General features: G+C 40.3%; 23 protein-coding genes and 1 tRNA gene. 13 read left to right on the forward strand and 11 right to left on the reverse strand.

What is annotated here, in order from left to right; translation table 11 throughout:
- Positions 1 to 445: 445 nt before the first annotated feature.
- The 3 genes from FTT98_RS14135 to FTT98_RS14145 all read left to right on the forward strand — a co-directional run bounded on the left by FTT98_RS14135 (position 446) and on the right by FTT98_RS14145 (position 2,959).
- Positions 446 to 1,423 carry a hypothetical protein gene (locus FTT98_RS14135; protein WP_180040428.1) on the forward strand — a complete coding sequence of 326 codons (978 nt, stop codon included), beginning with the start codon at positions 446 to 448 and terminating at the stop codon, positions 1,421 to 1,423.
- Between the two features lie 96 nt (positions 1,424 to 1,519).
- On the forward strand, positions 1,520 to 2,365 hold the full coding sequence (locus FTT98_RS14140) for a hypothetical protein (RefSeq protein WP_180040426.1): 846 nt from the start codon (positions 1,520 to 1,522) through the stop codon (positions 2,363 to 2,365).
- 147 nt (positions 2,366 to 2,512) lie between these two features.
- Positions 2,513 to 2,959 (forward strand): hypothetical protein, encoded by a 447-nt coding sequence (locus tag FTT98_RS14145; RefSeq protein ID WP_180040460.1) that lies wholly within the window; start codon positions 2,513 to 2,515, stop codon positions 2,957 to 2,959.
- 92 nt (positions 2,960 to 3,051) lie between these two features.
- Here FTT98_RS14145 and FTT98_RS14150 read toward each other — a convergent pair whose 3' ends face one another.
- The gene (locus tag FTT98_RS14150) at positions 3,052 to 3,954 is read right to left on the reverse strand and encodes an NADP-dependent oxidoreductase (RefSeq protein WP_180040424.1); all 903 of its coding nucleotides are present in this window, start codon (positions 3,952 to 3,954) and stop codon (positions 3,052 to 3,054) included.
- 237 nt (positions 3,955 to 4,191) lie between these two features.
- On the opposite strand from FTT98_RS14150, the gene FTT98_RS14155 reads away from it, so the two are divergent.
- Positions 4,192 to 4,584, forward strand: a complete 393-nt coding sequence (locus FTT98_RS14155) for a lysozyme inhibitor LprI family protein (protein ID WP_180040422.1) — start codon at positions 4,192 to 4,194, stop codon at positions 4,582 to 4,584.
- 448 nt (positions 4,585 to 5,032) lie between these two features.
- The gene (locus FTT98_RS14160; protein WP_180040420.1) at positions 5,033 to 5,587 is read left to right on the forward strand and encodes a hypothetical protein; all 555 of its coding nucleotides are present in this window, start codon (positions 5,033 to 5,035) and stop codon (positions 5,585 to 5,587) included.
- A 102-nt stretch (positions 5,588 to 5,689) separates the two neighbouring features.
- Here FTT98_RS14160 and gatB read toward each other — a convergent pair whose 3' ends face one another.
- The 3 genes from gatB to gatC are packed head-to-tail and all read right to left on the reverse strand — an operon-like array spanning position 5,690 to position 9,009.
- Positions 5,690 to 7,165: an Asp-tRNA(Asn)/Glu-tRNA(Gln) amidotransferase subunit GatB gene (gatB, locus tag FTT98_RS14165; RefSeq protein ID WP_180040418.1), complete on the reverse strand. Its 1,476-nt coding sequence runs from the start codon at positions 7,163 to 7,165 to the stop codon at positions 5,690 to 5,692.
- Complete coding sequence (gene gatA / locus FTT98_RS14170) at positions 7,165 to 8,643, reverse strand: Asp-tRNA(Asn)/Glu-tRNA(Gln) amidotransferase subunit GatA (RefSeq protein WP_180040416.1); 1,479 nt, start codon at positions 8,641 to 8,643, stop codon at positions 7,165 to 7,167. Before gatA ends, gatB begins: the two co-directional genes overlap by 1 nt.
- Positions 8,644 to 8,694: 51 nt before the next feature.
- Positions 8,695 to 9,009 carry an Asp-tRNA(Asn)/Glu-tRNA(Gln) amidotransferase subunit GatC gene (gatC, locus tag FTT98_RS14175; protein ID WP_078189985.1) on the reverse strand — a complete coding sequence of 105 codons (315 nt, stop codon included), beginning with the start codon at positions 9,007 to 9,009 and terminating at the stop codon, positions 8,695 to 8,697.
- Positions 9,010 to 9,142: 133 nt separating this feature from the next.
- Here gatC and FTT98_RS14180 point away from each other — a divergent pair, with 133 nt between their 5' ends.
- The 6 genes from FTT98_RS14180 to FTT98_RS14205 all read left to right on the forward strand — a co-directional run bounded on the left by FTT98_RS14180 (position 9,143) and on the right by FTT98_RS14205 (position 13,908).
- Positions 9,143 to 10,189 carry a rod shape-determining protein gene (locus tag FTT98_RS14180; protein WP_180004320.1) on the forward strand — a complete coding sequence of 349 codons (1,047 nt, stop codon included), beginning with the start codon at positions 9,143 to 9,145 and terminating at the stop codon, positions 10,187 to 10,189.
- 16 nt (positions 10,190 to 10,205) lie between these two features.
- Positions 10,206 to 11,063 (forward strand): rod shape-determining protein MreC, encoded by an 858-nt coding sequence (mreC, locus tag FTT98_RS14185; protein ID WP_078189984.1) that lies wholly within the window; start codon positions 10,206 to 10,208, stop codon positions 11,061 to 11,063.
- Positions 11,050 to 11,541 carry a rod shape-determining protein MreD gene (gene mreD / locus FTT98_RS14190; RefSeq protein WP_180040414.1) on the forward strand — a complete coding sequence of 164 codons (492 nt, stop codon included), beginning with the start codon at positions 11,050 to 11,052 and terminating at the stop codon, positions 11,539 to 11,541. Before mreC ends, mreD begins: the two co-directional genes overlap by 14 nt.
- Positions 11,529 to 12,095: a Maf-like protein gene (locus tag FTT98_RS14195; protein WP_180040412.1), complete on the forward strand. Its 567-nt coding sequence runs from the start codon at positions 11,529 to 11,531 to the stop codon at positions 12,093 to 12,095. The genes mreD and FTT98_RS14195 overlap by 13 nt, the downstream gene beginning before the upstream one ends.
- Positions 12,096 to 12,137: 42 nt before the next feature.
- Positions 12,138 to 13,592 (forward strand): ribonuclease G, encoded by a 1,455-nt coding sequence (rng, locus tag FTT98_RS14200; protein WP_111885603.1) that lies wholly within the window; start codon positions 12,138 to 12,140, stop codon positions 13,590 to 13,592.
- Positions 13,593 to 13,734: 142 nt separating this feature from the next.
- The gene (locus FTT98_RS14205; protein ID WP_168379036.1) at positions 13,735 to 13,908 is read left to right on the forward strand and encodes a PA1571 family protein; all 174 of its coding nucleotides are present in this window, start codon (positions 13,735 to 13,737) and stop codon (positions 13,906 to 13,908) included.
- 311 nt (positions 13,909 to 14,219) lie between these two features.
- On the opposite strand, the gene FTT98_RS14210 is transcribed toward FTT98_RS14205, so the two are convergent.
- Positions 14,220 to 15,599, reverse strand: coding sequence for a wax ester/triacylglycerol synthase family O-acyltransferase (locus FTT98_RS14210; RefSeq protein WP_168379035.1), 1,380 nt, complete (start codon positions 15,597 to 15,599; stop codon positions 14,220 to 14,222).
- Between the two features lie 167 nt (positions 15,600 to 15,766).
- Positions 15,767 to 16,501 carry a phosphoadenylyl-sulfate reductase gene (locus tag FTT98_RS14215; protein WP_168379034.1) on the reverse strand — a complete coding sequence of 245 codons (735 nt, stop codon included), beginning with the start codon at positions 16,499 to 16,501 and terminating at the stop codon, positions 15,767 to 15,769.
- A 200-nt stretch (positions 16,502 to 16,701) separates the two neighbouring features.
- Between FTT98_RS14215 and thrH the strand changes: the two genes are divergently transcribed.
- Positions 16,702 to 17,319 carry a bifunctional phosphoserine phosphatase/homoserine phosphotransferase ThrH gene (gene thrH / locus FTT98_RS14220; protein ID WP_078189978.1) on the forward strand — a complete coding sequence of 206 codons (618 nt, stop codon included), beginning with the start codon at positions 16,702 to 16,704 and terminating at the stop codon, positions 17,317 to 17,319.
- A 72-nt stretch (positions 17,320 to 17,391) separates the two neighbouring features.
- Here the strand turns inward: thrH and FTT98_RS14225 are convergent, their stop codons facing one another.
- The 4 genes from FTT98_RS14225 to FTT98_RS14240 form a co-directional block, all read right to left on the reverse strand.
- Positions 17,392 to 18,543, reverse strand: coding sequence for an OmpP1/FadL family transporter (locus FTT98_RS14225; protein WP_180004312.1), 1,152 nt, complete (start codon positions 18,541 to 18,543; stop codon positions 17,392 to 17,394).
- A gap of 305 nt (positions 18,544 to 18,848) precedes the next feature.
- Positions 18,849 to 20,390, reverse strand: coding sequence for an outer membrane protein transport protein (locus FTT98_RS14230; RefSeq protein ID WP_180040410.1), 1,542 nt, complete (start codon positions 20,388 to 20,390; stop codon positions 18,849 to 18,851).
- A gap of 538 nt (positions 20,391 to 20,928) precedes the next feature.
- A tRNA-Arg gene (locus FTT98_RS14235) sits at positions 20,929 to 21,001 on the reverse strand.
- Between the two features lie 73 nt (positions 21,002 to 21,074).
- Positions 21,075 to 22,463 carry an amino acid permease gene (locus FTT98_RS14240; RefSeq protein WP_078189974.1) on the reverse strand — a complete coding sequence of 463 codons (1,389 nt, stop codon included), beginning with the start codon at positions 22,461 to 22,463 and terminating at the stop codon, positions 21,075 to 21,077.
- 329 nt (positions 22,464 to 22,792) lie between these two features.
- Between FTT98_RS14240 and prpF the strand changes: the two genes are divergently transcribed.
- Positions 22,793 to 23,983: a 2-methylaconitate cis-trans isomerase PrpF gene (gene prpF, locus FTT98_RS14245; RefSeq protein ID WP_180040408.1), complete on the forward strand. Its 1,191-nt coding sequence runs from the start codon at positions 22,793 to 22,795 to the stop codon at positions 23,981 to 23,983.
- 242 nt (positions 23,984 to 24,225) lie between these two features.
- On the opposite strand, the gene FTT98_RS14250 is transcribed toward prpF, so the two are convergent.
- Positions 24,226 to 24,335 (reverse strand): zinc ribbon domain-containing protein (locus FTT98_RS14250; protein ID WP_179994364.1); only part of this gene is annotated, 110 nt, incomplete at its 5' end.

Below are 24,335 nucleotides of genomic sequence, written 5' to 3' on the forward strand. Positions count from 1 at the left end.
TTCGCAAGAGATGCGATGGATGTCTGATGATTTGTAGTCATAAATTTAAGTCCCCACTTGTTTCTAAGTGGGGACTAAATTAAGGCTTATAGGATGAATTCATAAGGTGTGTTCAGCGGACGCTTACGATAAGCCTAGTTTTATATCATGATTAATAATAGAGGCTTGTTCTGATGGCAGATTTGATAAGCACATAGCGATACATAAATGCTTGCGAAATAACCTAAAAGGGAACGATGATGACCGTTCACCAAGGATAAACAAATACACTTAAATAAAATGTGAAATTCATCAAATTAAAATTAACAACATATGCACACATCTCAAACGTGTACGATTTTAGTGATTAAATTTATAAAAATAATAAATAAAATCAAGATTATAAAATTGTGAAAGGCACTAAATTACGCTATTTTTTAAGGGTGAATTTTTTGAGATTTTTGCTGTGAATTTAAAGGCAATTTTATGGGTGGGGAGTATTGGATTTGCATTACATGGTTGTACAACCATGCAGAGTTTAAACCCAAATTCATTTAATCATTATGCATCACCACAAGAAGTGATTAATCAAAAAGGGCTAAATAGCTCAAATGGGAAGGCGAAAGAATACGTCTATGATTGGGGGCCACAAAAGAAAAATATGGAAGCAGAATCAGTTATACCCAAGCAAAATATGAGCAGTTACTGCCAAGCCAAAAATGGCAAATTTATTCAACTGAATAAAAGCAATTTGAACCAAGTCAAAAATGCATGGAGTCGTAAATTATTAGCGACCTATAGCAGTATAAAACAGGGCACAGGCGTATTTCAGTGTAGTCAGGCAGATGGACAACGCTGGATGGTTGCAATTGAACCCGTTTCAGAGCGTAAATCAAATGACCGTTCTGAAACCCGCTTAGTGAGTTTGTATACAGCAATTATTGGACCCGAAGAACGTCGCAAAAACTATAATAAACAAGAAGAAACTGTAGCTAAAAAAGCCACACCAAGCAAAGCAAAAGCAAAAGCAACGACAACAAAAAGCAATGCGAAAGATGAAGCAAAAAAAGAAGTAGAGACTAAAAAAGAAACCAAAGCCAAAGAGCCTGAAAACAAACCTATAGTGAAACCAGTTGCTGAAACATCTCAGCAGATACAAATGCGCTTATATGTGAATGCACGACGCGATCTGAATGCCGGAAAAAACCAAGTCACCGCTTGTAATAATGCACAGCGCGCTTATAGCTATGGCAAATTAAATGGTGCAAATGCCAATAGAGCCTATGCTGAATCAGGTATGCTCGTTGCAAAATGCTTAACCTCAGTGCCTGCATATAGCAAAAGTTATCCAAACGCCAATGCAAGAGCAAAAGGCATCCTACAAAACTTAGCGACCAACTATAACCACGCAGGGGCAAAAAATATGTTGAATCGTATGAAATAAACTTCAACAGGATAAAAGCCATTTGGGGAAATAAGCTTTTATCCTGATCCATTCATGTACTCAGACAAAGTTTTTACAAAATAATAAGGAAAAACCATGAGTTCAGTAAATGAAACTTATTTTAATGCACCATTATTTGACCGAGAATTAACAGAGATTACAGTCAATATCGAGCAAACACCCTTCTTTTTGAATGATCGAGGGCATCCAACATATTTAGCATCACTTGGGGCAGGGATTCATTTAATTACCGAGTCACCAACCAATGCGCAAATGACGATGGGAAATCCCTACACGGTTCCTTCCGAAATTTCGACGATAATTACCGATTGGGGCGAGCAAACGGAGCTTGATTTTGAAGAGCAACACTTCGAGTTTATGCCATTGGTGGCAACCAGAGAAACCGCGGCAGCTTTTGGCATCACCCTAATCCATGCAGGTGAAGCGATTCAGATTCATTCAAATCAAAAACTACTGTCAGAAATTCATTATGAATACGGCATGATGGCAGGGCATTATTTGCCTTATGAAAATGCAACATCAAATTTAAATGGCTGTAAAACTTTAACGCCATTTGTCATTACTGATTTAGAACACCATGATTTTCCGCATATATTTAGCGCGACCGATCGGGATCAATTGCCACTCGTCATCTCAGTAGGACGCTATTTTCCAAATCTAGGCAAGATCTACTTGGCAGATTTATGGGTCAATCCGGGAGATGCTTTATACATTCCTGCGAAACCAAAATATTTGAATCCTGAGTTTATTGACCTACATAATAACCGTAATGCAGCACTTGCATGTTGGCGAGGGGATAGCAATAAATCGACATTGACCACCCATAGTTTGCTCGATACCCATGGACATTTTTATTGGTATTGGAATAGAAGGCCAACGATTCATCCTCTCATCTATGCACCGACTAGCAAAAATGAATAGTTGAGTTACACAGACCAAACAGCAAATACAGCACTTCATGATACAAAGGTGACTTAAGTTTTGGGAGTTTGGTCTATGGCTTACGGTTTATCTAAAAAAATACATCTACGTTTTTCCCGACCAGCAGGTTTGGCTTTATTGACGCTCATGATGCTCGGGACGACTCAGGTGAGTTTGGCGAGTCCGACGGTCGATCAGCTCAGTCAATGTTTAGTGAAATCGACCACTGCGGCGGATAAAACAGCAGTTTTACAATGGACTTTTTCAGCATTGGCAGCGCATCCAGATTTAAAACAATACAGTAATGTCAGTGATGCGCAAAAAACGCAACTCGATAAAAATCTGGCTCAAGTGATGCAGCGAATCTTGGTTGAGCAATGTTCTACACAAACGCAGGCCGTGATTAAAGCTGATGGTCTACAGGCTGTAGGTGATAGTTTTCAAGAGCTTGGTAGTATCACTGGGGATGAAATTTTAAAGACGCCTGAAATTAAACAACAACTACAAGGCGTACTCCGTTATGTCGATTTGAATAAATTGGTGACCAAATTTTTAACCCCAGAAATTTGGAATAAATTGGGTATTACCCGATAAGGTTTTTAAATTTGAAATACATATTTTTAAGTTAAATAATGATGTAAATGAGCGCTGTTTAGCGCTCATTTACATTATGGATTAGCTAATAATTATTCAAAAACCAGCACACTTTTACCTTTGGTATGACCTTCTATAATATCGCCATAGGCTTGCTGTGCATTCTTAAATTCATATTCACGGCTGACTGTCCATGTGAAACGACCTTCAGCAATTCCATCGACGACATGTTGTAAGTTTTTAGTGTTACGTTTAACCCATACTGGCTGAATTTTATTTGAAGATAATTTTCTAGCTGCAATACTTCCCATAAATCCGCCAACTTTGACCACAGCAAGAGAGGATTGAGTTGCTTCTTCCGAGCCGATCATATCAATAGAGACATCAAAAGGTGTTGGATGTACTGCTTTTAGACGTTCAACTAAACCTTCTCCATAAGTGACAGGTGTAGCGACTAGTTTGCGAATATAGTCTTGATTGGCTGCTGATGCTGTTGCGACAACCTCAATGCCTTTTTCTACTGCGAGCTGTACCACAATTGAACCGACTCCGCCTGAGCCGCCATGTACCAGTAAAGATTGAGCAGGGCCCGTTTCATCTAAAATGGTCATGGCCGTTTGTGCTGCGCCTGCAATTGTTCCCGCAATAGACCAATCAATATTTTGGGGTTTACGGATCAAATTTGCTAGTGGTACATCAATCACGGTTGCATGGGTAAAAGCACCGCCTGAACCGAGCACTTCATCGCCAACAGTCCATTCATTTTGAGAGCTGTCTACTTCTGCAATGATGCCTGCATATTCTGTACCAAAGGTTTGCGGTAGGGCCGCATGTTTAAATTCACCTGTCATGCGACGTGCGTCAATGGGGTTAATACCAGAGGCTTTAACGTGAATGCGTGCCATGCCTGCAGCTAGTGGAGGCAGTTCGTATTGTGCAAATTCGAGCACTTCAGGTTGGCCGTATTGGTGTGCTGCTAAGATGGTTGATTTCATTTTTGTGCCTATTCATATCTGGTTTTTTAAATCATGGTTGAATTATAGGCAGGTGGTGTTTATGGATTACAGAGCGAAATTTGCATTAGATTTTTCTATAAATAGAACAGTGCTTAAAATTAGTATGGATATGTGCACTGTTTTTGTTATTTTATTTTAGTGTGGAAATGAATGGAAAAATAAAAATGGTATTCCTAGTAAAGACATTTGTATCTATAAATTTATAAAGGGATAGTTATGATTAAGCAATTTATATGCGCGCTGATGGTTGTTTTGGGTTTTATACAAATGGCACAGGCAGAAGACCGATCGTTGAGTAAGCATTTTACAGCGTGTATGGACAAAGCTGGCGGTGTGACTGCAAGCATGGTGGAGTGCACAGCAGCGGAAACAAAACGTCAGGATATACGTTTAAATGAAGCTTATAAAAATTTGATGAACACCTTAAGCGCAACACGTAAAAAAGAACTGCAAAATACACAGCGTTTATGGATGAAGTATCGGGATGCGAACTGTAACTTTTATTATGATCCGAATGGCGGTTCAATTGTACGTGTAACCAGTGCTGGCTGTTTCATGGATATGACAGCAGAAAGGGCGAATGAGTTGGAGAATTTTTTAAAGTATTAATGATTAGCTCTCCTTTGCGGGATAGGAATTTAAAACTCGCTCACATTAATAATTTTCTAAAACCTCTCCCTAGCCCTCTCCTTGAAGGAGAGGGGACTTTCAATATTAAATTCATGTTGTTATATGATTCGTAATGAAAGCTCCTTCTCCCATTGGGAGAAGGCGGGGGATGAGGGTATCAGAAGTCACGCATAAAGAAAGACTTTGAAAGTTGAACACGTCCTAAGTCTTCGAGTTTAGCGATAGACGATACTTTTTTGATGGTCATGTTGTTTTTGGTGTGAAGTATTGGATTGATTGTAGGTTTAAATCATGCAATTGTAATACTTTGATTGGAATATGAAGCTTGGTTATATTTAAAAAAATTATTAGCATGGAAAAATCGATATCTTAGATGTGGTTTAGCTGTATTTTAAAATCATAAGAAAATTTAGTTTAAGAATAATTAATGCAATTATTTGATAAAAGAGGAATTATGAGTAAAGAAAGTAACTTTGAAAAATATGGACTTATATTAATTGGAATTATGGGGTTAGTTGGAGGAAGTGTAAAAGCTTATGAATTTTTTTTAGATAAAAATTTAAACTCTATCCCATCATTATCACCCAGCGAATATGATTTAAATTTGCAAAAAGAGGGGGTTCTAGATAAAAATTTTAGGTATACAAATAAGCCCATTGTCTATGAATTATATAGATCTACAACAAAAGAACTTAATAGGCACACTCCGATAGACATGGGTGATGGTGTGCTAATGACTCAAGCTTTAAAATTAAAAGGTATGTCTGCTTATAGTTATTCTCTTTCAATCGAAAAAAATAATCTTTCAGATCAAAGTGTAGAGTATTTTAATAATAACAAACACAATTTGAAATCAATATTCTGTAATCAAGTAAAAAAACATGTCCATTATAAAGTTAATAACATGATTGAGAAATTTATGTATTATGATGTGGCAGGAGAATTCCTATTTGAATACCAAATAAGAGCTGATGAATGCTAAGCTAAATAAGTGATAGAAACTGAATTATTGAAATTATATGTATGGTTGCATATTAAATAAAAACCCGCTTTCGCGGGTTTTTCTTCTAAAGAAAGATCAGCCTTAACCAATCAATTTCTTCATCAATTCATTTACTTGCGCAGGGTTTGCTTTACCTTTTGCTGCTTTCATCACTTGACCAACAAGACCGTTAAAGGCTTTCTCTTTTCCAGATTTAAACTCTTCAACCATCTTCTCGTTAGCAGCAAGCACGTCTTTAATAATTGCTTCAATCGCACCTGTATCAGTTTCCTGTTTCAAGCCTTTTTCAGCAATAATTTCGTCCGCAGTTTTGCCTTCTTCCCACATAAAGCCGAATACTTGCTTCGCAATCTTACCGTTAATCGTGTTGTCCACAATACGTGCAATCATGCCACCAAGTTTTTCTGCTGTTACAGGAGAGTCAGCAAGTTCTAGGCTCGCTTTGTTTAAAGCCCCTGAGAATTCGCCCATGACCCAGTTAGCAGCCACTTTACCTTGCGCAGCACCGCCAGCAGCTTTTACCACGTCTTCATAAAACTCAGACATTTCACGAGTAAGTGTAAGCACATGAGCATCGTACTCAGTCACACCAAAGTCAGCTACAAAACGCTCACGACGTGCAGCAGGCAGCTCAGGAAGGGCAGCACGAGCTGCTTCAATTTGTGCATCTGCAATCACAACAGGCAACAAGTCAGGGTCAGGGAAGTAGCGGTAATCGTTCGCTTCTTCTTTCGAACGCATTGAACGCGTTTCCATTTTCACAGGGTCGAATAAACGTGTTTCTTGGTCGATGGTGCCATCCCATTCCAAGATTTCCATTTGACGTTCAATTTCAACGTTAATCGCTTGTTCAATGAAACGGAATGAGTTGAGGTTTTTAAGCTCGCAACGTGTACCAAACGGTTGACCCGGACGGCGTAAAGACACGTTACAGTCCGCACGGAATGAACCTTCAGCCATGTTACCGTCAGAAATGCCTAACCAACGAACAAGCGTGTGAATCGCTTTAATGTAGGCAACCGCCTCTTCAACCGAACGCATATCGGGTTCAGAGACAATCTCAAGTAAAGGTGTGCCTGCACGGTTTAAATCGATACCAGATTGACCTTCAAATTGGTCATGGATCGATTTACCAGCATCTTCTTCAAGGTGCGCACGTGTTACGCCAATGCGCTTAACCGTACCATCTTCAAGTTGAATGTCGATATGACCCAAGCCCACAATCGGGTTGTCCATTTGGCTGATTTGGTAGCCTTTTGGAGAGTCAGGGTAGAAATAGTTTTTACGTGCAAATACAGAAGCTTGGTCGATGTAAGCATCGATACCCAAACCAAAGCGAATTGCAAGATCAACCACTTCTTTGTTGAGTACAGGCAATACGCCCGGCATTGCAAGGTCAACTAGGCTCGCTTGCGTATTTGGGTCTTGACCAAACGTAGTCGATGAACCTGAGAAAATTTTGGTATTGGTTGCAAGCTGAGTGTGAATCTCGATACCAATCACCACTTCCCAACCATCAATCAGGTTAGATTTTGGTTTCGCAGCGTTTTTAGCCATTATGCATTCTCCTCAGCAATTGCAGCGCGTTGTGTATGCCAATCGGTTGCTTGTTGGTACTGATGCACCACAGACAACAATTGAGACTCTGACCAGTAATTACCAATCAGCTGTAAGCCAACAGGCAAATTGTCTTTGTCAAAACCAACAGGCGCGTTAATCGCAGGCAGACCTGCCAAGTTCACTGCGATGGTGTAGATGTCACCTAAGTACATTTCTACAGGAGACAGGTTTGCACCAATCTTATATGCAGTTGTCGGTGCAGCAGGGGCAGCAATCACGTCTACAGATTCAAATGCTTTTAAGAAGTCTTGTTGAATTAAACGACGTACTTTTTGTGCTTTCACATAATAAGCATCGTAGTAACCCGCAGAAAGCGCGTATGTACCAATCAAGATACGTTGCTGAACTTCTTTACCAAAACCTTCAGAACGTGAACGTTTGTACAAGTCCATTAAGTCCACAGGATTTTCACAGCGATAACCATAACGTACACCATCAAAACGCTGTAAGTTTGAAGATGCTTCAGCAGGAGCAATCAGGTAGTAAGTTGGAACATAAGCATCCGTCATGGTGAGATCAATCTCAACCAATGTTGCGCCCATTTCTTCTAACTTTTTCAGTGATTCTTCAACGCGTGCTTTGACGTTTGCATCTAAACCAGCAACATTAAAGTACTGCTTAGGAATACCAATGCGTAAACCTTTTACAGAAGTGCCGTTTAAGTTTGCTACGTAGTTATCTACGTCTTTTTCAACAGAAGTTGAATCTTTCGCATCATGACCTGCCATCACGTTCATGAGGTAAGCACAGTCTTCAGCCGAACGTGCCATTGGGCCGCCTTGGTCTAAAGATGATGCATACGCGATCATACCGAAACGAGAAACACGACCGTAAGTCGGTTTAAGACCAGTCAAACCACAGAAAGACGCAGGCTGACGGATTGAACCGCCTGTATCTGTACCTGTTGCAAATGGAGCAAGATCAGCTGCTACAGCCGCAGCAGAACCGCCTGAAGAACCACCCGGAACATGGTTTAAGTTCCAAGGGTTAGCCGTAGCGCCATAAAATGAATTTTCAGAGGTTGAACCCATGGCGAATTCATCCATGTTCACTTTACCTAAAGTGACAAGGCCCGCAGCTTTACCTTTCGCTACAACGGTCGCGTCGTAAGGAGAGATAAAATTGTCCAGCATTTTAGAACCAGCAGTGGTTTTAATGCCTTGGGTACAGAAAATATCTTTATGTGCAATTGGTACACCAGTCAACGCACTTGCATTGCCTGATTTAATTGCAGCATCAGCCGCATCTGCTTGCGCAAGTGCTTGTTCAGCTGTCACGGTCACGTATGACTTGACTTGAGCATCGATTTTTTCAATGCGTTTTAAATAGTGTTCAGTCAATTCGCGTGAAGAAAATTTAGCGCCAGCCAAACCTTCAGACAATTCACGAATTGATAAGCGATGTAAATCTGTCATGAGAAATATTTCTTTACGTTTAATTTGAAAAAATGTTGATCTGAATAAAAACTATTCAATCACACGCGGAACAAGGTACAAGCCATCCTGTACGGCAGGAGCAACTGCTTGATATGCTTCGCGATGATTGGTCTCAGATACCACGTCTTCACGTAAGGGCTGTGGATTGTCGAATGGACTTTTTAGTGGTTCAACACCGTCAGTATCGATGCCTTTCAGGGTTTCCATCATGCCTAAAATTTTATTTAAACTTTGAGCATAGTCAGCAGATTGCGCTTCATCTAGCGACAATCGAGCCAGATGGGCAATCGCTGAAACTGTTTGTGCATTTAGATCTGCAGAATGCTGTGCATCCGATGTAGACATAACATTACCTAATCAGTATTAAAAAAATTCAAAATATCGTGGCTTATAATAAGCGATTGACTTGTTCAAATCATCACATTTAGTTAAAGTTGCCACCTTGCGTCCATATAAAAGTTTAACTGAGAACGTCCCCGTGATTCTAAAACGACTAATTGGCTTGTTTTCGCCGGATCTTGCCATTGATTTAGGCACTGCAAATACACTTATTTATGCGCCAGGACGAGGCATCATTTTAAATGAGCCGACGGTTGTGGCGATCCGTCATAGTGGCTCAGAAAAAATCGTTGCTGCGGTCGGTCTTGATGCAAAACAAATGTTGGGCCGTACACCAGCCAATATTTCTGCCATCCGTCCGATGAAAGATGGGGTGATTGCAGACTTTGAAGTCACTGAAACCATGTTGAATCGTTTTATTACCAAAGGGTATGAAAAGCGTTTATTCCAACCTGCACCACGTGTCGTGGTGTGTGTGCCATGTAAATCGACGTTGGTGGAACGCCGTGCAATCCGTGAAGCTGTATACAATGCAGGTGCACGTGAAGTTCGCTTAATTGAAGAGCCGATGGCTGCTGCAATTGGTGCAGGTATGCCTGTTGAGCAAGCTTGTGGTTCGATGGTTGTCGATGTTGGTGGTGGTACAACTGAAATCGCAATCATTTCACTTCAAGGTTGTGTCTATGCAGACTCACTACGTATCGGTGGTGATGTATTTGATGAACAAATCATTAACTACGTGCGTAAAGCACATGGTTGTGTGATTGGTGAAACCACTGCAGAAAACATCAAAAAAGAAGTTGGTATGGCGCTTCCAGAAGAAGGTGCAAAACCTTTGGAAATCGAAGTCCGTGGTCGTAACTTGGCTGAAGGTGTACCTCGTGCGATTACCGTAACTTCTGATGAAGTGACTCAAGCGATTTCTGATCCACTGCAAAACATTGTGGCTGCGGTTAAATCTGCACTAGAGCAAACGCCACCTGAGTTGTCTTCAGACATCGCAGAACGCGGTATTGTGTTGACTGGTGGCGGTGCATTACTTCGCAATCTTGATAAGCTTCTTGCAAAAGAAACAGGTCTTCCTGTCGTGGTTGCAGAAGATCCACTATCATGTGTTACACGTGGTGGTGGTAAGGTTCTCGAATTCTTCGATAACCCAAATCATGACATGTTATTTGTAGGCTAAGAAAAGGACTCGGCGGGTGCAAACGCAACTGTTTTCAAGACAACCGCCATCTTTTCGCTCATTTATCATTGCGGTGATTACATGCTTGGTGGTGCTTTTCTTTGATTGGCGCATGCCGCATGTAATTCAACCGGCCAGAGACGTCTTGTATGCGGCATATAATCCAATTTATGCCCTTGCAAGCTATCCAGTGTTATCGCGAGAATGGCTGAATCAACAAACCAAGTCTGAAGCTCAATTACGTCGTGAAAATACCGCGATGCAAGCAGAGTTAATTCAGGCTCAAGTCCGTTTACAGAAACTTTCTGAACTTTCTGCTGAAAATACTCGACTGCGTGGACTGCTCGATACACCACTCATTATTGATGGTCGTATGGAGATTGCCGAAGTCATTGGTACCGATGCTGATCCCTTACGTCATATTATTGTGATTAACCGTGGAGCCAGCAGTCAGCTTAAAGTGGGACAAACTGTACTCGATGACAAGGGCATTATGGGGCAAATTATCAATGTTTACCCGCATAGTAGCCGTGTCATGTTGCTCTCAGACAAAGAGCACTCTTTATCCGTGCGGATGGAGCATACCGGTATGCGCGCAATCGTTACGGGTACAGGTGACTTAGGTCGACTTAAGATGGAATACGTGCCAACCAGTGCCAATATCAAAGTCGGTGAAAAAGTCTATAGCTCAGGGTTAGGGGCACATTTCCCAGCGGGTTATTTGGTAGGGACAGTCTCGAAAGTCAGTCGTCACAATAGCGGTGAATTTGCCCAAATTGATATCAATCCTGCTGCCCAATTGGCAGGTGGTCATCATGTGGTTGTGCTATTTTCCGATTCTTTAGCGATGGAGCAACCGCATGTCACTCGCTAAGCTTAGTCGTCATACAGAGCGCGACCCATTATTTCCGATTATCTTTTCCATCATTTTGGCATCCGTGCTGATGGTGTATCCGCTTTCTTATGACCTATCGGGTTGGCGCCCATTATTCATGATGATGATCATGCTATTTTGGGTACTCTGTCAGCCGACATGGTGCGGTGTTTGGTTTGCATTTGCCACAGGTCTATTTACCGACTTATTAACTGATGCGCCTTTTGGCATGAACGCACTGAGTTTTGTGGTCATTGCATTTGTGACACGCTTTTTAACCCGTGAACGTCGTATCCTCACATTTGGTAATTTATGGATTATTGCTGCAATGGCAATTTTCGCGCATTTACTGTTTGTGTGGATTGTTCAAGTGATGGGTGGGGCACAGTTTTCATTTGCTCGCCATTGGCAGCCAATTGTTACTAGCTTACTCATTTGGCCAATCATTTATTACTTCCTGAGAAAATGGCGCATATAATTTTAGCTTCGAGTTCTCCTCGACGACGCGAACTTTTGCAACAATTGGGTCTGGAATTTGACATTTTCAGTCCAGATATTGATGAGTCCGTGTTGGAAGGAGAACCTGTAGCGGATTATGTAGAGCGTTTAGCACGTGCCAAAGCTTGCGCAGTACAACAACAATTCCCTGATGCTATCGTTATTGCCGCCGATACCAGTTTAGGCGTTGATGAGCACATTTTAGGAAAACCAGCGTCGAAAGCACATGCTTTTTCTATGTGGGAAATGATCTCTGGACGAAAACATGATGTGTTTTCAGGTGTTTGTGTCAGTACAAAAGATCAAATATACAGTATAGTAGTGCGTACACAGGTTGAATTTCAAACGCTAAGTCTAGCTGACATGGAAAGCTATTGGGCAACAGGTGAACCAATCGGCAAGGCGGGAGCCTATGCTATTCAAGGAATTGCTGCGCGCTATATTCCTTGTATTGAAGGGAGCTACAGCAATGTTGTTGGGCTGCCTTTGCATGAAACCGTACAGTTATTACAGACAGTTAAGGCATTAAATTAACTGCTGCAACACAAGAATTTTTATAATGTTTTGAGTTTTGATATGTCTGACGAGTTGTTGATTAACGTCACACCGATGGAATGTCGTGTGGCGTTGATTCAAAACGGTACGGTCAATGAATTATTTGTTGAACGCACCGTGAAGCGTGGGTTAGTGGGCAATATTTATAAAGGGAAAGTTGTTCGCGTGCTTCCGGGTATGCAGGCTGCTTTTATTGATATTGGATTGTCGAGAACGGCTTTTTTACATATCAATGATATGGTCTGGCAGCGCAATCAACCAACCCCGAATGTTTTTGAGCTGTTACAACCAGGGCAAGTACTCACCGTACAAGTCATGAAAGATATGTTGGGTACCAAAGGTGCACGACTATCAACTGATCTTTCTATTCCTTCTCGTTACCTTGTTTTAATGCCATATGGCAGTCATACCGGTGTTTCACAGCGCATTGAGTCTGAAGAAGAACGTGATCGCTTGCGTAGCATGATTGAACGCATTCAAAAGGAACACAACTTACCGGGTTCAGTCATCGTTCGTACTGCTGCCGAAGGTATTCCTGAATGTGAAATTGCGCAGGACATGGCCTATTTAGCAAAACTGTGGGAATACATACAACGTAAACAACGCAGTATTGTCGTACCATCTTTGATTTTTGAAGAGCTACCTTTACCACAACGCGTCATCCGTGATTTAGCCAACGAAGAAACGTCTAAAATTCAGGTCGACTCACGCGAAGTACATGGCAAATTGCAAGAGTTTGTCCAAGAATTTGTACCGAGTATGCAAAATCGCTTACTGCATTATCCAGGTGAGCGTCCAATTTTTGACTTGTACAATGTCGAAGAGGATATTCAGAAAGCCTTACAGACACGTGTAGCACTTAAGTCTGGCGGCTACCTGATGATCGATCAAACTGAAGCGATGACCACGATTGATGTCAATACTGGCTCCTACGTTGGTGGTCGTTCGCTTGAAGACACTGTGTTTAAAACCAATATGGAAGCCACACAGGTCATTGCACGTCAGCTCCGACTACGTAACTTGGGCGGGATTATCATTATTGACTTCATTGATATGCAAGAAGCACATCATCGTGAAGAAGTGATGAGCCAGTTTGAGAAAATGCTTGAGCGCGATCATGCTAAAACCAAGATCACTCAAGTGTCTGAGCTGGGTTTGGTGGAAATGACTCGGAAACGCACCCGTGAATCTTTAGAGCATCTCCTTTGTGATTCTTGCCCGACCTGTCAGGGGCGTGGTTATGTGAAAACGGCTGAAACAGTTTGCTATGAAATTTTCCGTGAAATCTTGAGATATGCACGTGCTTATGAGTCACAAAGTGGTTTTACCGTGGTGGCACATCCGTCGGTGATTGACCGATTGTTAACTGCTGAAGCACCTGCGGTAGCTGATTTAGAGCACTTTATTAGCCGTGTGATCAAGTTCCAAGTGGAAAATTTATATACGCAAGAGCAATACGATATCATTCTGAGCTGAAATTGTAACAGAATATCGTTAAACACTTGTTACAACTGAGATTTTACTTTTGAACTGTTATTTTGAATACTAGACACATCAAATAGCCAAAGCCATTTTCCTGCATTGGACTTGAAAATGGCTTAGCAAAAAGAGGTGTACTATGGGTGTTAGTAAAACAGTAATGAAAAGTGGTCTTAAAACTGTTGTTGAAGCAAAAGCGATCCATTCAGGTTATATCGTGGATGAGCGTGGTAATGAGGTTCAAATTACAGCGTCTATGATTCGTTCTGCTTGTCATCAGTTACTTAAACAGTGCCGAGCAATTAAAGCTTAAATATTGAAATATAAATAATGTAATCCAGAGGGTTAAAGTGCTAACGCGCAATTCTAAAATATTTAATGCGCTAAAATTTTATAAATAATGGAAAATAAACTTAATTATCAGTTCGTATCTACAAGTCATAATTAAACAATAGCAACGGATTTGTTCACCTAAATTTTAGCTTATACACATAAATTGCTCCAAAAAATCAATCAAAGTTCAAATACTAAAAACCCGTCTAGATTGTTCAATTTAGACGGGTTTTTATCATTATGTATGGTTCAAGATGCTGATGAATTGATACCAAATCTAGAAACAGGCGGTTAGCTAACCGCCTGTAACTTTGGGGAATCTTGGTTCACAATAGTTTCAAATCGTTGAATTTCTTCTTCCAAATGCGTCAGTAAATTTTGCATTTTTGGCAGCGCATTACGACATGCGGTTAAACCAACTTCAAGCTTATCTAAATAGCTGGTCATGGTGATATTAAGCGCTTGACCATCCAAAACAATAGACGCAGGGTAGAGCGCTTCTAAACGTGCACCATTCCAATATAACGGCTCTTGTGGGCCGGGAACATTCGAAATGACCAAGTTAAAGGCCTGACGTTTTGGCATGAAGCCTGATGCAATATTTAAACCTGCTGCACTGTAGACAAAAGCACTGTAGTTTAAAATTTGATTCGAGTTCATACGCTTAAAGCGCTCTTTGGCATTGAGCACACTACGACGCACAATCTTCAACCGTTCTAGCGGATCTTCTTTATGGGTTCCAAGATTGGCCAAAATCATGGTAATACGGTTAGACATATCTGAATCATCGGTACGCACAGATGCAGGCACCATGGCAATCAATGGCTTTTTAGGTAAAGCATTTTGTGTAATTAAATATTCACGTAATGCGCCTGAACAAATTGCGAGCACAATATCGTTAATTGTTACGCCGAGTGACTTGGCAATATGTGACAAACGTGAAAATTCAAAAGACTGAGCAGCGAAACGACGAGAAGAACTAACCCGTTGGTTTAATATTGAACTCGGCGCTTGGAAACTAGACACATAATCTGGGTTACGCCCCATATCTTTCATTACTGTTTGTGACAGTTCGTACAAAACTCGTGGAGTTGAGTCAAGTTGTCCCTTAATGGTCGATAACAGACCTTTCATACGACTGGATTTAGGCTGTTTCAGGCGTTTTGCACGAGGGCCTTCTACACACCATGGTGGCACAATTCTTTTAGCATCTGGGTCATGCGAAAGTGATTTTTCAACTAAACGCATACCTGCAATGCCATCGACCATCGCGTGGTGGATTTTGAAGTACATGGCAAAACGATTGCCTTCAATGCCTTCAATAATATGGCAGGTCCAAAGCGGTTTTGCACGGTCAATCAGCGCACTGTGTTCCTGTGAAATATAAGTCAAAAGTTCACGGATACGACCGGGATGCGGCAGTGCGATATGGCGGAAGTGATGATCTAAATCAAACTCTTCGTCTTCATCCCAAAAGAAGCCGTTGAGTTTATTGTTAAAAGGAGGAATGGGAATGGATTTTGAATTACGAATATCTGCGACTAAATCTTGAATAAAAGTATCTGGTGCATTGTCAGGGATCTGAAATAAAAATAGACCACCTACGTGCATCGGTTGTTGCCGTTTCTCTAAATTTAAGAATATGAAATCAATAGGATGTAATGGACGCATAGCGTTGATTGCCTCACTGCAATTTCTACAGCTGCTCATGTATGAGTAGCATTGTTAGAATTATTAAATTGTCATTTGCAGTATAGCGTTTTTACGTTGAAATGATACGGAATTATGTGTATCGATGCGTTGAAAAAAACCACTGCTATGCAGTGGTTTTGTGATCTTTATTTTTTCATGTTGCCTGCGTGTAAGCCGCATTCTTTATGGGTTGCATCTTCCCACCACCAGCGACCTTCTCGTTCGTGTTGATTCGGTAAAACAGGTCGAGTACATGGTTCACAGCCAATCGAGATAAAGCCTCGTTCGTGTAGTGGATTATATGGAATTTCCATTAGACGGATATAGTTCCAGACATCAGCGCTAGACCAGTTTGCCAAAGGATTATATTTAATCAATTGCTTGCCCGGACCTGAAAAACCGGGGTCTGCTTGTACCACAGGAATTTCATTACGTGTGCCTGGGCTTTGGTCTTTACGTTGACCTGTGATCCAGCCATCTAAAGTGGCTAGTTTTTTACGCAAAGGTTGTACTTTACGGATACCACAGCATTCTTTATGTTCATCTTGATAGAAGCTAAAAAAGCCCTTTTCTGTTACCAGTTTTTGTACGGCATCACTTTCTGGGAAACAGATTTCAATATCAATTTTATAATGTTTACGGACAGTATCTAAAAATTGGTAAGTTTCAGGGTGTAAGCGACCGGTATCTAAACTAAATACACGAAAAGGAATCCCTAAGTTCGATGCAAGATCAATCAGTACAACATCTTCTGCACCAGAAAAGGAAATCGCAACTTCACCTTGCTGGCTAAGCGCAAGTTTCATAATCTCAGAAGGTGATTTATCTGCATATTCAGATGCAAGTGCATCGACAAGGTCAATAGTAGGGATGGTAGTCATGAATGTCCTGGCTATAGGCTTGGAACGTTAAAACCTATATTAATTTATTTCAGAACTATTTTAATGGAAATGCTAAAACACACTTATCACTAAAAAATAGATACTTATGAAAAAAATAGATTTAAAAAAGAACAATGCATTTTTTTATTCTTCCGCTATGATATTGAAAAATTTTTTTCACATAACAGAGGGTAGAGTGCATGGAAGTCGTTTGTTTAGATCTAGAAGGGGTTTTAGTACCTGAAATTTGGATTAATTTTGCGAAAAAAACAGGCATTAAAGAACTTGAAGCAACGACTCGTGACATTCCAGATTACGATGTGTTGATGACTCAGCGTTTAAATATCCTAAAACAACACGGTTTGGGTTTAAACGATATTCAAGACGTAATCGCAGATATGGGGCCATTTGAAGGTGCAAAAGAGTTTGTAGAGTGGGTGCGTACTCATTTTCAATTGATTATTCTTTCAGATACTTTCTATGAGTTTGCACATCCATTAATGCAGCAACTTGGTTGGCCAACGATTTTCTGCCACAAATTAGAAACTGATGAAAATGGTATGATCTCAGCTTATAAGCTTCGTCAACCTGATCAAAAGCGTAAAGCCGTTCAAGCATTGCATGGGTTAAACTTCCGGGTGATTGCAGCAGGTGATTCTTATAACGATACGACGATGCTTGGTGAAGCAGATGCGGGTTTCTTATTTGATGCGCCTGACAATGTGATTGCAGAATTTCCACAATTCCCACCAATTCATGGCTATGCTGCATTAAAAGAAGCGATTCGTAATGCTTCAGTTCGTGATATTCCAGCTTAATTCTGTATAGCTGGTTATAGAAAAGGGCGCTTATGCGCCCTTTCTTGTTTAATGCAAAGCTGTTCTAACAACTTAGAAGCGATAGCCTATTTTCAAACCATAGCCAAGCGCATGGTTATCTTCAAATTCACCTACTGGATTACCACCAGTTTGAGCAGTAGCATCACCTAACCAGAAGTATTTAACACCTGCTTGGATGAAATAGTTTTCAGCAGGACTATATTGACCACCTAGACCAACATTCCAATTCCCTTCAACAGGGCCTAAAGTCGTAATAGGGTTGCCAGCACCCGAATCGTAACCTACAGATGCAGAACCAGACCATTTGCTGTTAAATTTATGGCCTACACCAACATTAGCTGACCATTGGTCGTCTGAGTAATCAATAAGATTTTGACGGACATGAGGTGCTGGAATTGAACTTACGTTACCAAGTAAAGTTGGTTTAACCGCAAACTGGCTCCAATGTACCCAACGAACATTGGCAAATGCTAGCGTATCTTTAGCAATACCTGTTTGGAAATCTAAGTTAACTGATTGAGGTGTTGTTGCATCAACAGATGATGTCAGCGCACTTAAAGATGGATACGGTAGAAGCGTAGTTTCATTGGATTTTGTATTATGTTCAATTTCAGAGCGGTAGGTAATAGCCGCTTTTAATGCAATTTCAGGAATCGAATAAGCAACACCTGCTAACCAGCCATAAGCTTCTTCACGTTCCATTTCGATGTTATAAGTACCAAGTTTGGCATTACCACCATAAGCAGCACCACGTAGTTTGATATTGGCTTCTACAGTTTGCCAAACTGGACCTGCATAAAAGTTCCAATTTTCGTTTGGTTGGTAACCAATTAGGGCAGTTAAGCTTTCAGTTTTAACATCTACAGATGTACCTTGAGCACCATTACCAAATACTTGCGATGCAGCATCATATTCAGCTTCTGCACCGTATGGTTGGTCGTAAATTAAACCTAGTGAAATTTTGTCAGTCGCTTGTACTTTGACAGCAGCGGAAGGGAAGTAATATGACTTCGCCATGTCATCGACATTAAGTTCATTTGACTTTACTTCTGCATCTAGAACAGTGATACCTGCTTCTGCATAGTTACCAGGTTGTAAGAATGCTGAAATAGACTGACCTGAACGATCTAGACCCGCTGCAAATAATGATGCTGTTGGTAAAGCGGTAAGTAAAATTGCGTAGCTAAGGTGATTTAAGCGCATACTTTTCCCTGTTTGTAACTTTTGATGTTATTTCAATGTGTGGAAAGTAACATAAATAGAAAAACAGTAAATAAGAGTTGCTACTCTAAAATTGAACTAGGGAAGTTAAAAAATGAGCATGACTAGAGTGTTTATTCTAGTGCTTGATAATTATCTTTATGATTTTTAAATGAAAAATTAGAGTAAAAAGCTTAGTTTTTGATAAATGTTTTAGTAAATTTAAATGTTTATTGTTTGATCAAACAAGATAGGGAAAGAATAAAAAGTTAGGGCCATAGCGAACTATGGCCCGAATCATATTTAAATTAGAAGCGGTAACCGATTTTTAAACCGTATGCCCAAGCATCGTTATCTTCAAATTCACCAACAATACGGCTATCTTCACCAAATTGAGCAGCTGTTTGAGATTTTGCATCACCGAGCATGAAGTATTTCACGCCACCAGCAATGAAGTAATTCGGTGCAGGACTAAATTGTAAACCTAAGCCGACATTCCAGTAACCTTCAGTAGGGCCAAGTGTTGATACAGGGTTGCCAGCACCTGAGTCCCAACCTACAGATACGTTACCAGCCCATTGTTCGCTAAGTTTGCGACCAACACCAACTGTTGCAGAAATTTGGTCTTCAGAATATTCAACTAAGTTAAAGCCGTTCGGACGGTTAACTGCTGGTAATTGTCCAACTGCTTCAGACATTAAACCGAATTGGTATGGACGAATTGCGAAATTTGACCATTCAACCCAACGCACGTTTGCAAATGCAACGGTGTCAGCCATGATACCGGATTGGAAATCAAGGTTTACAGACTGAGGTGTAGTAATCGTTGAAGTGCCCTTAGCTCCAACTACATCTGCAGGGTTTTGACCAAGTAGCGTTAACGCGCCAGCAGTTGGAATTGTTTCGCGAATTGTCGTTTCATGGTCAATTTCAGAACGATATGTTAAAGAAGCTTTAAGTGCAATTTCTGGAATTTGGTAAGCAACACCTGCCAACCAACCAAGATCACCAGTTTCTTTAATGTTTGAGTCATAGCCATTAAAAATGCTATAGCCTTGACCACGTAGGCTTACGCTACCTTTAACTGTTTGATAAACAGGACCAGCATAGATGTTCCAATTTGGCGTAGGTTGGAAGCCAAAAACAAAAGCTAAGTTCTGAGTGTCTACAGAAACTTTTGTATTTCCTTGGCCTAGAGCAACACCTGCATTATCTAAACGTTGTTGTAATTGCTGTTGACCTTGAGTAAATGCCCCAGCTTCAACTTGTGGACGTACTGCAGCAGCAGCTGTATCAACATTACCACCTGCTTGAGTGATTATACCTGTCACGGTTGCTTGTAAAGTAGCATTATAAGCTGGGTTTGTTGGAGACATACCTTGTTGTGTAAGCAAGCCTTGCGCTGCTAAACCTACAATTTGTGTACTTGTAAGTTGATTTAAAGTTTGAGTAACTTCATTTCGAACCATGCTGTCTAATAGTGGTTGAGGTAATATCGTGTCAGAAACTTGTGAAACAAAAGCATTATTACCTTTATATTCAGCAGCGGCACCAAATGGTTGGTCATATAGAAGACCGAATGAAAATTTATCTGTTAATTGTAGTTTTAATGCGGCTGAAGGGAAGTAATAATCATCACCCATGTCTTCAATATTACGACGTGTAGCTGTTTCACCAGCTTCTTTACCAGAAACTGTAGGATCTAGAACTGAAATACCTGCTTCAAAATAGTTCCCTGGTTGTAAAAATGCAGAAATAGATTGTCCTGAACGGTCCATTGCTGCAGCAAAAGCACCTGTCATTGGAACTGAAGCAAGAATCATGGCTGTAGCTAAAGTTTTTAATTTCATTCTTCGTCATTCCTTGAGATACGAATTTGATTTTTATGGTTACTGCATATATTCGTTATGGAAAACTTCTTAATACTCTTAGGCTTAATTGTTACTCCATGTGACAAAAATAGCACAATTAAAATAAGAGTAAATGCTCTAGATTGAAAAATATGGCTAAAAGTTGCTATTTTTAGAGTAAAAGTACTAATTAGTATATATAACATTTTGATTATTATTTAATATTTTTATTTAGCGCATTATTTTCTAAACCTAGAAAAAAATTGAAAAAATTTTGATATGAGCAGTCATAAATTGAATTTTTGGCCTTATGGACCATACTATGTGTCGTTTTTTGCATTGAGAGGTAGGTGGTTAGCACATTTTAAAGCGCTATTTAACTGTTCTTAAAAATAGTCTTTGAATAGTAATCTTTGTAAAAACAATAACTAAGTTAAAAACTGTAATTGATGGGTTTTTAGTGTGAAAGGTTCTTTCTTTATATTTATTGGTATATGGGGGATTACAAATACAGGGAGGAGGGATATCTCAGAAATTGTGCGCTCTGCGGGACTCGAACCCACGTCGGTCGCTTAGGAGGCAACTGCTCTATCCAGTTAAGCTAAGAGCGCAAGACGGAGGCTAATGTACTCCTATTTTAGCTAAAAAAAAAGTTATTGCCGAAACAATAACTTTTTAAATTACTTAATCTTTATGAACTTCATTGGGGTCAATGTCGCTCAAATCTTTAGGATTAAGATAGTTAAACATTAATAACATGACTGTAATCCAAACAGGGATCATCAGAACAGATTCCATAAAGCCCTGAGTCCACATAATAAAGAGAACTAATGCAATAAAGATCAGAACGATGTAGTTGCTGACTGGCGCCCAAAGTGCAGGATAAGACGTTGTAAAATTCAAAATACGTTTTGCACGACGGAACTGTAAGTGAGTCATGGTAATCATCGCCCAGTTCAGAACAAGCGCACCAACCACCACATACATTAAGTGACCTAGCGCATCTTCAGGTACGAAGTAGTTTAAGAGTACGCAACCGAAAATCAGTACTGCAGAAAGTAATACTGCTGGAATTGGCACGCCACTTTTGTTGGTTTTTGCGAAAACTTTTGGTGCATTACCTTGCTTCGCCAAGCTGTAAAGCATACGGCTATTGGCATACATACCGCTGTTATAAACAGACAGTGCTGCAGTTAAAATAATGAAGTTCAGTAAATGTGCAGCCCAATCAATACCCAGTTGGCTAAAGATCATCACAAATGGACTTTTGTCTAAACCACCTAGTTCAAGCTGATTCCATGGCACAAGTGATAATAGAATAGTCAAAGAACCCACGTAGAAAATCAAAATACGAAAAACAACTTGGTTAATCGCTTTAGGAATAGTTTCTTTTGGATTTTCAGCTTCCGCTGCCGCCATACCAATCAGTTCAATACCACCGAAGGCGAACATCAAGAAAGCTAGCATGAAGAATAAGCCTTCAAAACCATTTGGGAAGAAGCCGCCCTGACTCCATAAGTTGGTAAATGATGCTGTAGAGTTGGCATCTGCTGTAAGTAGCAAATACAAACCAAATACGATCATCGAAATAACTGCAGTGACTTTAATAATCGACAGCCAAAACTCAGATTCACCATAAAACTTCACATTACCTAAGTTTACTAAAGTAATGATCACGAAGAAGAACAGTACAGATGCCCATGCTGGAATATGAGGCCACCAGTAATTGATGTATTTCGCAACAGCGGTGAGTTCTGTCATTGCCACTAAAATATAGAGAATCCAGTAGTTCCAACCTGTTAAGAAACCTGGAAATTTCCCCCAATATTTATATGCAAAATGGCTAAATGAACCCGCTACAGGTTCATGGACGATCATTTCACCCAACTGACGCATAATTAGAAAGGCGATCAAACCGCCAATGGCGTAGCCAAGAATAATGGATGGTCCAGCAGATTGAATCACATGCGCTGAGCCCAAGAATAAGCCTGTACCAATTGCACCACCCATGGCAATCAATTGAATATGACGATTCTTTAAGCCACGCTTGAGTTCGGAGGAATTGGTAGTCAAGTTACTCTTCCCGAGAATGGTTTAATTTTGGTAATTGTAATGTATAGAGAATGAATAGCCTAGTAGCTCAAAATTTATGAAAAATATTTATAGGTTTGATAACCTATTTTTGGTTTTAAATGCTGAATTAAAAATTTATGAATCAATAGATTAATTTTATTTTAATTGAAATTCTTATACTTGGCTTTATATGGAAAAGGTATCGAATGTTGTTTTTTTATACTTAAGTCATGTGATTGTTAAAACTTCAATTAAACATTGTATGATGCAAAAGCGCAGAAAAAACGCTCTGCCAAAACACAATGATAAAGATTAAGGATTCAATAAAAATGAGTTTTGCTCCCCAAATTAAAATTGCAGCGACTTATATGCGTGGTGGTACTAGTAAAGGTGTATTTTTCAAGCTAGATGATTTGCCGCTTGCAGCACAACAAGCTGGAAAAGTTCGCGACCAACTTTTATTACGTGTGATTGGCAGTCCAGATCCTTATGGCAAACAAATTGATGGGATGGGTGGAGCAACATCAAGTACCAGTAAAACCGTTATTTTGGCAAAAAGTTCACAGCCTGAGCATGATGTCGACTACCTATTTGGACAAGTGTCGATTGATAAAGCATTTGTAGACTGGAGCGGTAACTGCGGAAACTTAACGGCAGCTGTTGGTGCATTTGCCATTGCAAATGGTCTGGTTGATGCATCACGTATTCCTGAAAATGGCTTGTGTACGGTTCGTATTTGGCAAGCCAATATTCAAAAAACCATTATTGCGCATGTACCTATTACTGATGGTGCAGTACAAGAAACCGGTGATTTTGAACTAGATGGTGTGACCTTCCCAGCAGCTGAAGTTCAAATTGAATTTTTAGACCCCGCAGATGATGGTGAAGATGGCGGCGCTATGTTCCCTACAGGGAACTTGGTCGATACTTTAACCGTACCCGATGAAGGCAGTTTCCCTGCAACATTCATTAATGCAGGTATTCCAACGATTTTCTTAAATGCAGAAGATATTGGTTATGTCGGCACTGAACTGCAAGATGCAATCAATGGTGATGCCAAGGCATTGGCCCGTTTTGAAAAAATCCGTGCTTATGGTGCGCAGCAAATGGGTTTGATTTCAGATATTGCTGAAGCAGAACAGCGTCAACATACCCCAAAGATTGCATTTGTTTCAAAACCGAAAGCCTATACATCTTCGAGTTCTAAACAAATTTCAGAACAAGATACGGACTTATTGGTTCGTGCCTTGTCGATGGGGAAACTGCATCATGCCATGATGGGCACAGCGGCAGTTGCCATTGGTACAGCTGCGGCGATACCGGGAACGCTTGTGAACTTAGCCGCGGGTGGTGGGGAGCGAGAAGCTGTGCGTTTCGGACATCCGTCTGGGACGCTACGTGTAGGTGCGCAAGCAATTTATGAAAATGGTCAGTGGGTCGTTAAAAAAGCCGTGATGAGCCGAAGTGCGCGTGTCTTAATGGAAGGCTGGGTGCGTATTCCTGCGGATAGTTTGGATTAAGCATTTAACATCTCATTTGAAATCAGCCTCTGCTTTGCAGGGGCTTTTTTTTGCCTTTATCTTTTATATGAATAAGCAAATCATGAATTGGTATATCTTTTTATATAATATGAACTGCATTTAATATTAGAAAGTTTCTGTGATTTATGTCAGATTAATTTTGTTAGCATTTTGCGTAGCTTTACCCTGAAAAAAAGTAGCGAAACCATGCTTAAAAAAGACTTATTGACATCCTCACCCCCTTAAAAGAGGGTGATTCCTACAGCTAGACGCTTATGCCCAAGCGCAAGAATGTTTAGAGCTGAGTTTATATCTCGATCATGAGCTGTACCACAGCTCATGCACTCCCATT

Source organism: Acinetobacter sp. YH12039 (genome assembly GCF_013420015.1).
GTDB lineage: Bacteria > Pseudomonadota > Gammaproteobacteria > Pseudomonadales > Moraxellaceae > Acinetobacter > Acinetobacter amyesii.

Coding starts and splice junctions, on each gene's coding strand:
- rng (WP_111885603.1), top strand. CDS start 12,138: ATGTCTGACGAGTTGTTGATTAACGTCACACCGATGGAATGTCGTGTG.
- FTT98_RS14155 (WP_180040422.1), top strand. CDS start 4,192: ATGATTAAGCAATTTATATGCGCGCTGATGGTTGTTTTGGGTTTTATA.
- thrH (WP_078189978.1), top strand. CDS start 16,702: ATGGAAGTCGTTTGTTTAGATCTAGAAGGGGTTTTAGTACCTGAAATT.
- mreD (WP_180040414.1), top strand. CDS start 11,050: ATGTCACTCGCTAAGCTTAGTCGTCATACAGAGCGCGACCCATTATTT.
- FTT98_RS14205 (WP_168379036.1), top strand. CDS start 13,735: ATGGGTGTTAGTAAAACAGTAATGAAAAGTGGTCTTAAAACTGTTGTT.
- FTT98_RS14230 (WP_180040410.1), bottom strand. CDS start 20,390: ATGAAATTAAAAACTTTAGCTACAGCCATGATTCTTGCTTCAGTTCCA.
- FTT98_RS14150 (WP_180040424.1), bottom strand. CDS start 3,954: ATGAAATCAACCATCTTAGCAGCACACCAATACGGCCAACCTGAAGTG.
- FTT98_RS14215 (WP_168379034.1), bottom strand. CDS start 16,501: ATGACTACCATCCCTACTATTGACCTTGTCGATGCACTTGCATCTGAA.
- FTT98_RS14140 (WP_180040426.1), top strand. CDS start 1,520: ATGAGTTCAGTAAATGAAACTTATTTTAATGCACCATTATTTGACCGA.
- FTT98_RS14145 (WP_180040460.1), top strand. CDS start 2,513: ATGATGCTCGGGACGACTCAGGTGAGTTTGGCGAGTCCGACGGTCGAT.
- FTT98_RS14225 (WP_180004312.1), bottom strand. CDS start 18,543: ATGCGCTTAAATCACCTTAGCTACGCAATTTTACTTACCGCTTTACCA.
- FTT98_RS14160 (WP_180040420.1), top strand. CDS start 5,033: ATGCAATTATTTGATAAAAGAGGAATTATGAGTAAAGAAAGTAACTTT.
- FTT98_RS14210 (WP_168379035.1), bottom strand. CDS start 15,599: ATGCGTCCATTACATCCTATTGATTTCATATTCTTAAATTTAGAGAAA.
- gatC (WP_078189985.1), bottom strand. CDS start 9,009: ATGTCTACATCGGATGCACAGCATTCTGCAGATCTAAATGCACAAACA.
- gatB (WP_180040418.1), bottom strand. CDS start 7,165: ATGGCTAAAAACGCTGCGAAACCAAAATCTAACCTGATTGATGGTTGG.
- prpF (WP_180040408.1), top strand. CDS start 22,793: ATGAGTTTTGCTCCCCAAATTAAAATTGCAGCGACTTATATGCGTGGT.
- FTT98_RS14195 (WP_180040412.1), top strand. CDS start 11,529: ATGGCGCATATAATTTTAGCTTCGAGTTCTCCTCGACGACGCGAACTT.
- gatA (WP_180040416.1), bottom strand. CDS start 8,643: ATGACAGATTTACATCGCTTATCAATTCGTGAATTGTCTGAAGGTTTG.